The organism is Dryocola clanedunensis (genome assembly GCF_038405435.1).
In the GTDB taxonomy this organism is placed as follows: Bacteria; Pseudomonadota; Gammaproteobacteria; order Enterobacterales; family Enterobacteriaceae; genus Dryocola; species Dryocola clanedunensis_A.
Map to the genome: position 1 here is coordinate 319,635 of NZ_JBBYHZ010000002.1, position 12,883 is coordinate 332,517.

8 protein-coding genes are annotated in these 12,883 nt (G+C 55.2%); 5 read left to right on the forward strand and 3 right to left on the reverse strand.

Translation table 11 applies throughout. From position 1 onward, the window contains the following. Positions 1-109: 109 nt before the first annotated feature. Both AAE045_RS05550 and AAE045_RS05555 read right to left on the reverse strand, forming a co-directional pair. Entirely contained in the window at positions 110-2,500 is a 2,391-nt protein-coding gene (locus AAE045_RS05550; RefSeq protein ID WP_455546834.1) for a glucose/quinate/shikimate family membrane-bound PQQ-dependent dehydrogenase, read from the reverse strand. Positions 2,501-2,770: 270 nt separating this feature from the next. After that, a complete protein-coding gene (locus AAE045_RS05555) occupies positions 2,771-5,056 on the reverse strand; it encodes an FdhF/YdeP family oxidoreductase (protein WP_455546835.1) in 2,286 nt (761 codons plus the stop codon). 278 nt (positions 5,057-5,334) lie between these two features. Between AAE045_RS05555 and bla the strand changes: the two genes are divergently transcribed. The 4 genes from bla to AAE045_RS05575 all read left to right on the forward strand — a co-directional run bounded on the left by bla (position 5,335) and on the right by AAE045_RS05575 (position 9,252). Beyond that, entirely contained in the window at positions 5,335-6,189 is an 855-nt protein-coding gene (gene bla / locus AAE045_RS05560; RefSeq protein ID WP_455546836.1) for a class A beta-lactamase, read from the forward strand. A gap of 118 nt (positions 6,190-6,307) precedes the next feature. After that, positions 6,308-7,996: a methyl-accepting chemotaxis protein gene (locus AAE045_RS05565; protein WP_455546837.1), complete on the forward strand. Its 1,689-nt coding sequence runs from the start codon at positions 6,308-6,310 to the stop codon at positions 7,994-7,996. 95 nt (positions 7,997-8,091) lie between these two features. Further along, positions 8,092-8,814 (forward strand): hypothetical protein, encoded by a 723-nt coding sequence (locus tag AAE045_RS05570; protein ID WP_455546838.1) that lies wholly within the window; start codon positions 8,092-8,094, stop codon positions 8,812-8,814. A gap of 24 nt (positions 8,815-8,838) precedes the next feature. Next, complete coding sequence (locus AAE045_RS05575; RefSeq protein ID WP_455424493.1) at positions 8,839-9,252, forward strand: hypothetical protein; 414 nt, start codon at positions 8,839-8,841, stop codon at positions 9,250-9,252. A gap of 173 nt (positions 9,253-9,425) precedes the next feature. On the opposite strand, the gene AAE045_RS05580 is transcribed toward AAE045_RS05575, so the two are convergent. Further along, positions 9,426-11,456 carry a hypothetical protein gene (locus tag AAE045_RS05580; RefSeq protein ID WP_455546839.1) on the reverse strand — a complete coding sequence of 677 codons (2,031 nt, stop codon included), beginning with the start codon at positions 11,454-11,456 and terminating at the stop codon, positions 9,426-9,428. 319 nt (positions 11,457-11,775) lie between these two features. On the opposite strand from AAE045_RS05580, the gene AAE045_RS05585 reads away from it, so the two are divergent. Further along, entirely contained in the window at positions 11,776-12,576 is an 801-nt protein-coding gene (locus tag AAE045_RS05585) for a YdcF family protein (RefSeq protein ID WP_455546840.1), read from the forward strand. Positions 12,577-12,883: the final 307 nt, after the last annotated feature.

The window sequence follows — 12,883 nt, forward strand, 5'->3', positions numbered from 1 at the left end:
AGCGTCATCCGACACAACCAGCGTTAATGGTGGATGGCGTTTAAGCTTATCCACCTTACAAACGCTGGTTGTTCCTCTTTATCATCGCCCGGCGTAAAGCAGTTTTCAGTTATTTAGCATCTGGCAGCGCGTAGGCAATAATGTAATCGCCGCGGTCAGGAGACTGACGCGCCCCGCCTGCGTTAATCACGATGTACTGCTTGCCGGTTTTCGGTGACACGTAGGTCATCGGGCCGGACTGGCTGCCGACCGGCAGGCGAGATTTCCAGATCTCTTTGCCGTTGGCGGTATCAAACGCGCGCAGATAGAAGTCCTGAGTACCCGCGAAGAACAGCAGGCCTGACTGCGTGGAGAGCGATGCGCCCAGCGTCGGCATACCGATTGGGATAGGCATGTGCATGCGAATACCCAGCGGGCCGGTATCCTGCACGGTGCCCACCGGCACCTGCCAGACGACTTTCCCGGACTTCAGATCCACCGCCGACATCGTGCCGAACGGAGGCTTCTGGCAGGGAATGCCCAGCGGCGACAGGAAACGCTCGCGCATTGCGCCGTATGGCGTTCCGTCCATCGGTACAATACCCATCTCAATGCCGCTGGCGTCTTTCGCCACGTTCGCACGCGGCACCATATAGTTCGCAAGGCCCAGACGCATATCGTTGACGAACATCAGGCTGTTGTTCGGATCAACCGAGACGCTGCCCCAGTTCATGCCGCCCAGCGAGCCTGGGTATTGCAAAGAGCGATCCAGCCCCGGCGGGGTGAAGACGCCCTGATGACGCATGCCTTTGAACTCGATGCGGCAGATCAGCAGGTCGATCGGCGTCGCGCCCCACATATCCGATTCGGTCAGCGTTTCGTTGCCAATCATCGGCATGCCGACAGAATACGGCTGGGTTTTCGAATAGCGCTCGCCTTCCACGTTACCCTGCGGAACAGGACGCTCTTCCACCTTCGCGACAGGCTCCCCGGTCTCGCGGTTGAGCATGAAAATCATGCCCTGCTTGGAGGTCTGCACGATAACCGGCGTAGTGCCGCCTTTGCCGTTCGGCAGGTCGTACAGCAGCGGCTGAGACGGCAGGTCGAAGTCCCACAGATCGTGGTGGGTAGTCTGGAAATGCCAGCGAACTTTCCCGCTGGTGGCATCCACCGCCACAATGGAAGAGCTGTATTTATCATCTTCCGGGGTACGCGTGCCGCCAAAGAAGTCAGGCGTGGCGTTACCGGTAGGCAGATAGACAAGGTTCAGCTTCGCGTCGTAGGACATCGCGGACCAGACGTTCGGCGTGCCGCGAGTATAGGTCTGGCCTTCAGGCGGTACGCCGGTAATGTTCGGATTACCCGGATCCCAGGCCCATGCCAGTTTACCGGTATGGACGTCATAAGCACGTACCACGCCCGGAGGCTCGCCGGTAGAGAAGTTATCCGCTACGCGACCCCCAACGATAACCACGTTCCCCGCGACGAGCGGCGTAGAGGTTTGCTGGTAGTAGCCCGGTTTTACTTCGCCCATGCCAACCTTCAGATCCACGGTGCCGTGGTCGCCAAAGTCTTCGCACAGCTTGCCGTTATCGGCGTTGATCGCCAGCAGGCGAGCATCGGTGGTTGGCAGGAACAGGCGACGAGGGCAGGCGGCTGGCTGTGCCGGTTCTGCAAGCGTGGCGGCGGCCTTTTGCGTGGTTTCTTCGAAGTAGCCTAAGCCACGGCAGCGCTGCCAGTTTGGCGCGGTCGCCTTGCTGTCAAAGCGCCATTTTTCTTTGCCGGAGTCCACGTCCAGCGCCAGCACTTTGCTGTACGGCGTACAGACGAACAGCGTGTCGCCTACCTGAAGCGGGGTGTTCTGGTCTTCCGCGCCGGAGCCGTTGCTCTGCGGAATGTCGCCAGTGTGCGCGGTCCACGCCACTTTCAGTTCAGAAACGTTACCTTTGTTAATCTGGTCGAGCGCCGCAAAGCGGTCGCCGTGGGTGGTATTACCCCAGTGCTTCCAGTCCTTTTGGGCTTCGCCAGGGGTGACAGGTTTCACCGGCACATCTTCTGTTGCCGCGACCTGAACCTGAGGCACAAACATCCAGCCAGCGCTCACCAGCATACAAACGGCAAGCGCGGCGGCAATCCCGTAGGCGGGCGCTTTTTTTACCGTAGCCGCACCGTTAGCGGCACGCAGGATTGGCCAGGCGAGAGCCGACAGGAACGCCAGCACCGCGAAGGTAAACAGGCGTGAAAACAGCGGCCAGAAATCCATACCGGCGTCGCTGATGGCCCAGAAAATGGTGCAGATAAAGGCCAGCGCGTAGAGTGCGAGGCCCGCAGTCTTTTTCCTGAAAATTAAAACGGCGGAAACGAGCATCACGATGCCCATCAGCAGGAAATACCAGCTGCCGCCCAGCGAGACTAAATAAGCCCCGCCAATGCCGATGGCGAGGCCAATGAGTGCCATCAGACCGCCAAGTAACCACAGCAGCCCTGATGCCAGGCCGCGCGGAGGGGAATTACTTACCATATCGTTCTCCTGTCAGAACAGTGTCCTTGTACTGCACGTGCGAAAGCGTCTCCGAAGCCGGAGAACGCAAAAGTGTACCGATTGGGGTAAACATGAACGCATCTGGTCGCGGTGGGTGCCTGGTCAGGCGATTATTACGAACCAAATGGTGAATGCTGCGGCTATCATAATCCTCACTTATGATATTGCAAAGTTGTTAACGAGAAATTTCGCATTTATTGCGAACAGGGGGCGTTACACCCCCTGCTGTCGGTCGGAGAGGCGCCAGCGTTAAGCGATACGGCTGCTTTTTACCTGCGCGGCAAGACTGATTTTGACGGGGACGGACTTAGAGGTTGGCGTGCCCGTACCGTCACCGACGCTGTCCAGAGGAACCAGCGGGTTCGTTTCAGGGTAGTACGCCGCCAGGTTGCCGCGCGGGATGGCGTACGGCACGATCTTAAAGCCGCTGACCTTACGGAGAATGCCATCGTTCCAGACCGTTTCAATATCCACCAGATCGCCATCTTTTAAGCCAAGGGCTGCCAGATCTTCCGGGTTAATGAACAGCACTTCGCGCTGGCCGTAAACCCCGCGATAGCGGTCGTCCAGCCCGTAGATTGTGGTGTTGTACTGGTCATGTGAACGTAATGTTTGCAGCACAAACGGGGCGTCCAGCTCGCCAGACAGGGAATCGGGCAGCGGGGCGGCGCTGAATTCTGCTTTACCGCTCGGCGTGGCGAAGCGCAGCTCTGCCGCCGCGTTCCCCAGATAGAAACCTCCGGGAATATCGCACTGCTGATTGAAATTCGCGAAGCCGGGAAGGGTGGCGGCAATATGGTCGCGGATCAGGTTGTAATCGGCGGAAAGAGCCAGCCAGTCGAGTTTTTCCTTACCCAATACCGCATCCGCAATTCCCGCCACAATTGCCGTTTCCGAACGCTGAGTGCTGGCAATCGGGTTGCCGATACCTTCAGAGGCGTGAACCATGCTGAAGGAGTCCTCAACGGTGACAAACTGCCTCCCCGTCGCCTGCACGTCGGCCTCGGTACGCCCCAGGGTTGGCAGGATCAGAGCGTCTTTTCCCGGAACCAGGTGGCTGCGGTTGAGCTTGGTGCTGATGTGCACCGTCAGGCCGCAGCGGCGCAGCGCCTCTTCGGTACGCGGGCTGTCCGGCGCGGCGGCGGCCAGGTTGCCCCCCAGCGCAATAAGCACCTTTACTTCGTCACGCAGCATGGCCGCGAGCGCCTGCACGGTGTTGTGGCCCGCAGCGCGAGGAGGCTCAAAACCGAAATGTTCGGCCAGGCTATCCAGCAGGGCGGCAGAAGGCTTCTCGTCGATACCCATGGTGCGGTTGCCCTGCACGTTACTGTGGCCGCGAACCGGACAAAGGCCCGCGCCCGGCTTGCCGAGGTGGCCGCCCAGCAGCTGCAGGTTAACGATCTCGCGGACCGTATTCAGCGAATGTTTATGCTGGGTGATGCCCATCGCCCAGGTGCAAATCACCCGGTCGGCCTGCTGCCAGATGGCGGCGGCGTCGCGCAGCTGCTGCTCGCTTAATCCAGACTGACGAACGATGTGCTGCCAGCTGGTGCCGTCGATTTCCGCAAACCAGGCCTCCGCGCCGTGGGTGTGCTCCGCGAGGAACTGCTCGTCGAACACGTCACGCTGGCCGCCGCGCCAGCTTTCCAGCAGCGCTTTCGCCATTCCGCGCACGGCGGCCATATCGCCACCGAGATTCGGCTGGTAGTAGCTGGTGCTGATGGACCCGGCCATCGGCGTCACGACTTCGAGCGGCTTCTGTGGATCGGCAAAACGCTCAAGCCCGCGTTCGCGCAGCGTATTAAAGGTGACAATCTGCGCGCCGTTTTCCGCCGCGTGGCGCAGGCTGTGCAGCATGCGCGGGTGGTTTGTCCCCGGATTCTGGCCGAAGACGAAAATGGCGTTCGCCTTCTCAAAATCGTTCAGGTGGATGGTTCCCTTGCCGACGCCGATGCTGCGCTTCAGGCCGCTGCCGCTGGCCTCGTGGCACATATTCGAGCAGTCCGGGAAGTTGTTGGTGCCGACCATGCGGCCAAACAGCTGATAAAGATAAGAGGCTTCGTTGCTGGCGCGGCCGGAGGTGTACAGCTCCAACTGGTCAGGGTTGTCCATCTGGCGGATATGCGTAGAAATCAGCGTAAAGGCGTCGTCCCAGCTGACAGGCTCGTAATGATCAGTCCGCGCGTTGTAGCGCAAAGGTTCGGTCAGTCGTCCCTGATATTCCAGGAAGTAGTCGCTCTGCTGATAAAGCTTGCTGACGCTGTGCGCGGCAAAAAATTGCGCGTCGATAAAGCGGCGCGTGGCTTCCCAGGTGACTGCTTTGGCACCGTTTTCACAGAAGCTGAAGGTACTTTTGTTATCGTCTCCCCAGGCGCAGCCGGGGCAGTCAAAGCCTTTGGCTTTGTTCATGCGCATCAAGTTGCGCAAATTTTTCAGGGCGTGCCTGCTGTCGAGAACGAAGCGGGTAGTGGCTTCAAGGGATCCCCAGCCGCCGGCTGCGGCAGAATAGGGCTTTATGGCAGGTTTAAATTTCATCGGTGTCTGTCTTGTTGCGCAAATAATTACAGCAAGTTTACTCCTGTTTAACAAAATAGTGCGGGCAAAAAGCGCCGTTCAGGGTAATGCCGTTAGTTTTAGAGCGTGATACCCGGGGCGACCACCGGGTTTGGCGTCCCTCCGGGAACCAAATCCCGGCGTTTCCCCTAATTCATTGGCTTAAGTGAATGGTGTTACCACTCAGGGCGTTTGTTAAGCTCACCATACTTGCTACCATGGCCCGGCCTCGCCACCTGCACCCTACAAAGGATCCTGAAATGAAACACGTTTTACCTCTTTCTCTGCTCGCTATTTTTCTAGCCAGCGCCCCAGCCTGGGCCGCGACCTCTTCCCTGGATGCACAGCTTGCCGCGCTGGAAAAAAGTGCCGATGGCCGTCTTGGCGTCACGCTTATTGATACCGCCACGGGCAAGCGCTACAGCTATCGTGGAAATGAACGCTTTCCGATGACCAGCACCTTTAAAGTGCTGGCCGCAGCGGCAGTGCTCAAGAAAAGCGAACGGCAGCCGGACCTGCTGGATAAAAATGTTACCTGGCAGCAAAGCGACCTGGTGAGCTGGTCCCCGGTGACGGAGAAGCACGTCGGGAAAGGCATGAAAATGACGGATATCGCGGCAGCCGCAATTGAATGGAGCGATAACACTGCGGGGAATATCCTGCTTAAAGAAATTGGCGGGCCGTCGGGCATTGCGCAGCTTGCCGCATCTTTAGGGGACGATAAAACCCATCTCGACCGCTGGGAGCCGGAGCTGAACACCGCCATTCCAGGCGACGAGCGTGATACCACCACGCCGGACGCAATGGCCGCCAACCTGCAAAAGCTGGTGCTGGGCAATGCCCTTAAAGCAGAGCAAAAGCAGCTGCTGCAGAACTGGATGAAACAGAACCAGACGGGCGCGAAAAGTATCCGCGCGGGCACGCCGGAAGGCTGGGTGGTGGGGGATAAAACCGGCGCCGGGGATTACGGCACCACCAACGACGTGGCGGTGATCTGGCCGCCGCAAAAAGCTCCGCAGGTGCTGACCGTCTATTTCACCCAGCATAAGCAGGATGCTGAAGCGCGCCGCGACGTGCTGGCGAAGGCGGCGTCAATCGTTCTGCAGGGGAAATAAGCGGCATTTGTAGATAATTTGTTACGCAGCCCACACTTCTGAGCCATGTCCGTAATGCTTTGCTTTTGCAGGCCGATATCGACTTCACGATACCTTACCTACAAGAGACTCCAGGGACATGGCTACAAAAACAATCTCCTCGCAGGATTCAGTCTACTTCTGGCATCACATCCGCCTCGTTCCGCTGTTCAGCGCCATTCTCGGCGGTATTTTAGTGCTGTTTGCGCTGTGTATCGCGCTGGCGAGCTACTTTCTGATCCAGAGCAATAATGCCCTTCAGGACGTTACCGAAGAGATTCAGGTCAGAACGGGGATCTCGAATAGCTCAAACCACCTGCGCACGGCGCGCCTGAATATCATTCACGCTGGTTCCGCCGTCCGCGTGGGCGAAATGGAAGACAACAAGCGCAATATCGCCGAAGCCGAAAAACGCATTAAACAGGCTCAGGATGGCTTCAGCGCCTACATGAATCGACGCGTAAAAACGCCCGCAGATGAAGCGCTGGATGCGGATTTAAACGGGCGCTTTACCGCCTACGTCACTCAGGGACTTCAGCCGATGATCAAATATGCCAAAAACGGCATGTTTGAGGCGATCATTAAGCATGAAACGGAAACGGCCCGCCAGCTGGATGCGGACTATAACTCCGTGCTGCTGAAAGCGATTGCCATCCGTACCGAAAGGGCAAACGCGCTGGGCCAGCAGGCCCATGCCCGCACGCGGCTGAGCATGATTGTTATGGCGGGAGCCTTCGGGGTTGCGCTGTTTATGACCATTTTCACCTTCGTGATGCTGCGTCGGGTGGTCATTGGGCCATTACAGCAGGCCGCCGTGCGCATCGAAAGCATCGCCGCAGGTGATTTAACCCTGCCGCCGCAGCCGAGCGGGCGCAGCGAAATCGGCAGGCTCAGCCAGCACCTGCAGGATATGCAGGCGTCGCTGGTAAAAACGGTGGGAACCGTGCGCGAAGGGGCCGAGGCGATTTATCAGGGCACCAGTGAGATCAGCGCCGGCAACACCGATCTCTCTTCGCGTACCGAAGAGCAGGCGGCAGCCCTGGAGCAGACGGCGGCCAGCATGGAGCAGCTGACCGCGACGGTGAAGCAAAACGCCGATAACGCCCATCACGCCAGCAGGCTGGCGGAAGATGCCTCCCATAAGGCAAGCGACGGAGGACGTATGGTTTCCGGCGTGGTGACGACCATGAACAATATCTCCAGCAGCTCGAAGAAGATCTCCGAGATCACCGCGGTCATCAACAGCATTGCCTTCCAGACCAATATTCTGGCGCTTAACGCGGCGGTTGAGGCGGCGCGCGCCGGGGAGCAGGGTAGAGGCTTTGCGGTTGTCGCCAGCGAAGTGCGCACCCTGGCCCAGCGCAGCGCGCAGGCCGCGAAAGAGATCGAAGGGCTGATTGGCGAGTCGGTGACTTTAATCGATGCCGGTTCCCGCCAGGTTATGCAGGCGGGCGACACCATGAACGGCCTGGTGGAGGCGGTGCGCCGCGTTACCGACATCATGCTGGAAATTGCCGCCGCGTCCGACGAGCAGAGCCGGGGAATTGTGCAGGTGGGGCAGGCCATCAACGAAATGGATAACGTCACCCAGCAGAACGCCTCGCTGGTAGAAGAGGCCTCGGCGGCGGCGGTTTCGCTGGAAGAGCAGGCCGCCCGCCTGACCGCAGCGGTAGGGATTTTCCGTCTGAACGCGCAGTCGTCCCACAAAGTTGCAAAACCAGAGGGTAAAATCGCCAGGCTAAAAGCCGTGAAGGCGGTGGAAAACGATGACAACTGGGCTACGTTTTAATCGTCTCTTCTGAATAATAAAGAAAAAGCGCCGGATGCCGATGACTCTATTACCGTCGGCGTCCGGTTGCCGCCCAAACCACAGGAACACGCCGCGTGAGCATGATTCAGAATCTGATTAAAAAGGCCTTCGGGACGGTAAACGTCAACGAGGCGGTCAGCTTTTTAGCCAGCGCGTGCAACCGGATGAAGAACAGCAGCAGAGCCGAAATCCTCCATGAAATTGAGCAGGCGCTGACCGGCGTTAATCTGCAGCGCGTGCCGGGCCAGGATGCGGCTTTGGCCGCACGCCTTAAGGCGGCGGAGGCGGAGGTAGTACATCTGCGGGCCGAGCTGGCGAACGTGCGGCTAAAAGTGCAGCCCCAGACGGAGGTTCAACGGCTAAGCGCCCGCCTTAACCTGCTGCAAAAGAGCCTGGACGGCGAGCGCGAGCACCACTACCGGGAGCAGGCTTTACTGCGGGAGACGATGCAGCGCCAGCTGGACGATTTGCACCGCACAATGCAGCGGGACATAAAGAGCCAGAGAGAGCTTCGCGAAGAGCTGGTGAAAAATGGTGATGCGCTGGTGGACGCGGTTCAGGCCTGTCAGACCTATATCAACGTGCTGAAAACCGATCTCAGCGAAGCCCGCGCCCTGGCCGAAGGGTACAACAGCGAAATCCGCGCGCAGATACAGATTAATCTAACTCTTCAGTCCTCTCTGGACGAACTGCTGAAAACAACGCAAAATCAGGGCTTCGCAAAAGAAAGCGCGCCGGGCGAACGTCCACAGAGCATCGGGTCGAAAAACTTTACGCGTTGGATTGCAGAAAAATAACCTACTCCCGCAGGATACTAAGCAATGAGTTACCGTTTTACCCTCACCGCCCTGGCGGTTTTTTCACTTTTGGGCTGTGCGAAACCCGTAACCGGCGAACCCGCGGCTGACTTCACCACCGGCCCGACGCTCGTCACCGTGGAACATGCATGGACCCGCGTTGACGATGGTACAACGGTAGTGGTTACCGTTGACGGTAAGGATGCCGCCGCGCTGAAAGTCGGCGAAAGCGTGGCGCTTCGTCTGCCCGAGGGAACCTACCAGATTGGCGGCTACGCAAGATCGCTGATTGGTAAAGTCAGCGTTGATTCCGTCAAGCTCACCACCAGCGTGAAGGGCGAGAAGGCCGTGGAGTATGCGGTCACCAAAAACAAAGCGGGCTTTAAAGAAGTCTCCCCGGACGAAATCAATAAACCTGAGGACAAGCCGGAAGCCTGACGGATTAAATTTTTGCGTTAGTGTGATGTTTTTCAGTGTCAATAATATTGCCTGAAAAATGTTCGCCAGAAAACAGGGATGGGACAGCGTAATTTACAACTTAGTTAATGGGTAATGCCATCCTGTAGGGTGGCATTATGATGTTACAACAGAAACTGTTCAGTGATGTTTTGTTACAGAAATATAACCACCTTGCTGCCATCTTCCTGAATAACAGTTTCATAGGCTGGCCATATATCGAAAAAAGGATAGGTAAGATCTGTATCACCGCACCGAACATTATATGTTAGCTGTTGTACTCTACGTCGTTTTGCCCTAATTGTAGGTAGTGCGTCCAAAAATCCCAGCATCTTATCGATGGTAATTTCACCATGATAAAAATGATCGCTATCATGCTTTATCAGTCTGCGTTTGCCATTCTTTAACTCTGTTGTTTGGCCCGGCAGGCGATCAATGAAGCTATAAAACGCCGTTTTGTCGACAACATAGCAACCATCCTGATGATAAACATCGCCTAACACCGAGGTCGTGATAATCATTTTATGAAAACCTTTCGGCTGCCATTTTTCTGGCAAATTTAAGGCCTTGCGTATCAGTTCAGGACGGGCTGAGTAATAATCTGCATAACGCGTTACTTGCTTCATCCAAGAGGCATTTTTGCGTAGCCCTGCGCCATCACCAAGGATATTTACCAGCGTCTGGTAATAGCGATTAAAATGCAACGGATGACCGTTAGATTTGAGCTCGATAAAAAATAGATGGTCATCAATTGCCATCGCGCAGTCGCAATCAAAATCCTTTCTTACTGGAAGTGGAGCCGCACAAATTCGTGCTGCTCTGACCCGCTTAACAAACTCCCGCTCGTGACATTTTCCTTTATCATCAAGCGGGATTTTTTTCGAGCTAAATAGTGATAGTAATGAGCGCGTCGTGCTACTCATCGAAACGATGGAAGGCATCAGGCAAAGTCCCTCGTCGCAGGGGAGTAGTGGGCAGTCATTTATATCTAGCGCTCTGTCATCAAAGGTAAAATAATCGGTGACTAATTTTGCTGCCGTCCAGGAAATCCCGCCTTCTGCAAACAGGCGTATCCATTCATCGCGGGTCCGGTAAATAACCCAGTCTTTTAGCCGCAGACCACCGGGTGTTCGTCGTTTAAAGCGTGCTTCCATTTCTTGTTTAGCTAACGCTACTAACATTTCATATGCGTGGATCCAAGCGTAAATCATTACGCCGCCATATTCTATATATAAATCCTCCGGCGACATATTCTCCATTTCGCAAAAGAAGACGATAGAAAAAAAATCATTTTCGCTGATCCAATCGGGTATTACCGGCTTAAGTTTGGTAACGAAATCAGGATTTTTTTCCAGCAAGTTTTTAGTTTCATTGTACACATTTACACCGCGCATAGTAAAGCGAGAACGGGCTACCTCATAGGATTTGTAAGCGCAGTTTTCGTCGACGTGCAGTGAAACATTCTGTGGGTCAGTGAGGTTTATTTTTGCCTGGCAAAAACGAAACAGATCGCTAATACGATTAAGTGAGTCAAAGTCATCCCATTCTTTTATCCAGTTTCCGGTTGTCATCACTGCCTGTTCGGAACATTGATATTCAAGGTTGAGCGAATATTTATGCCGTAATTTATTGAAAATATGCCCTGTATAGGAGCAGATCTGGTCGAAAATCATATCGATAGATTTCATGTCTTCCGGGGTAACGTCTTCCGAAAGAGGTAATTTGTCAATCTGAAATGTCACTGGAAAAATGGATGTCAGCCTTGCGCTTGGGATATTCTTAACAATAGACGATGTTATGCTTAGACTTATTTCAGAAAAGATCAAAAATGCGTTGAGTTTTGTTTCACTTCCTGTGGCTTTATCAAGCCTGTTATTCATGATCCTTATGCGACGGAAAAAATTGTTATAAGCCTGATGAATGGTCTGACATTCACACTCTGTTTGTAGAATTTTGTCTCTGTGGTCAGGAAAACGCTTTAACAACTGATAAACACATCGACCAAAATAATGAGAGTAATCTTCTGCTGACTGTTGCGAGTAACGTTGGTAATAGAGTGCGGAGATTTTAAGCACGTTTAGGGCAGATTCAAAATCAATTTCGTTAATCCAGCGATCATAAAACGCAACAAACTGTTCACCGTTTTGCGCAAGTTTTTTTATGCTCCGCGTATCGTAATAAACCATTTCACCGTTCCCTTAGTCACAAATCTCCATACTATTTTATTAAAATATGCTCAATATTTCCTACTGCAAAGCTTTATTTTAAGGTTGGTTGGGGTCAGCTTCGCTGATTGGGCTATCAATGATATAGATGGTATTGCGACTTACTGCCGAGGGTGGTTCGTGTAGGAGGTGCGTAAGGAACGAGAAAGTTGTTTACGGTGATTATTAGTACACTGATAGCCTCTGCTTACTATCCGAACCCTTCCTTTCAGCACCATCTGATACCCAGCCCGACCGTGCCGATATATGATGCATACTGGTTTTTTGACACGGAGGGGTTATGTTGACGACAACTTTCCCGGCCTTACAGGCAACAACCATCGGGGCGATTAACACCCTGGGGCAGTGGCTGGCCCGCAATGATTTTGCTGAATCTCCCCAGGCGGACGACGCCGATCTCATCGTGCTGGCGGGTAACGCCGTGATCCCAACCATCGATGCCGCATGCCAGCTTGCGGCGGCCAGCGAACTGCCTTTGCTGATTACAGGCGGCATTGGCCATTCAACCACGTTTCTGTACGGTGCTATTGCCGTCCATCCACGCTATAACACCATCCCGACCACCGGACGTGCGGAGGCGGCGATCATCAAAGACATCGCCACGGAGTTCTGGAAAATCCCCGCCGAGCGCATCATTACCGAAGAGAAGTCCACCAACTGCGGCGAGAACGCGAGCTTCACGAAAAAACGCCTTGCAGAGCAGGGAATGGCGCCCGCGCGAGTCATCGTAATTCAGGATCCCACCATGCAGCGCCGCACCCTGGCAACGTTTGAACGCGCCTGGCAGGGGGAAAGCCAGCAGCCCGAGTGGCGAAGCTGGCCGGGCATCGTGCCTTTGATGGTTGCCGACGAGCGCAGCAGCCAGTTTTCCCCTCCGCAGAAAGGGCTGTGGCCCGTAGCCCGCTACATCTCGTTAATTCTGGGGGAAATCCCGCGAATTCGTGACGACCTGCAGGGATACGGACCGCAGGGCCGCGATTATATCGTCCACGTTGAGATCCCCGCGCAGGTGATGAATGCCTGGCAGCTGCTGCAAAATGACAGCGCGCTGGCGCGCTTAATCGGCGAGCGGGGCCTGTAATTATTTTCTCCCCCGCACAGGACTGTCTCTTATATAGATCTTTGAGTCAGTTACTGGCGAGATCGAGAAGATTCCGTTCACTTTGCGTCAGGTGGCATATGTTGCTGCCGAACCGGTGAACGTCCCACCTCCGATGTCGCTGTAGGTTTTAAAGCGATGCTATTTCTGATGCGATAGTTAACTCAAAGCGACACCCTGTTCCCGGCTTAAATCGCTCCGGTTTTTGCCCTTCAGGCAGGGTCACGTGGTCGGGAACCACGTGAGAGAGCGATCGTCGGGAACGAATCGCGAACGACCCTGCATGTTG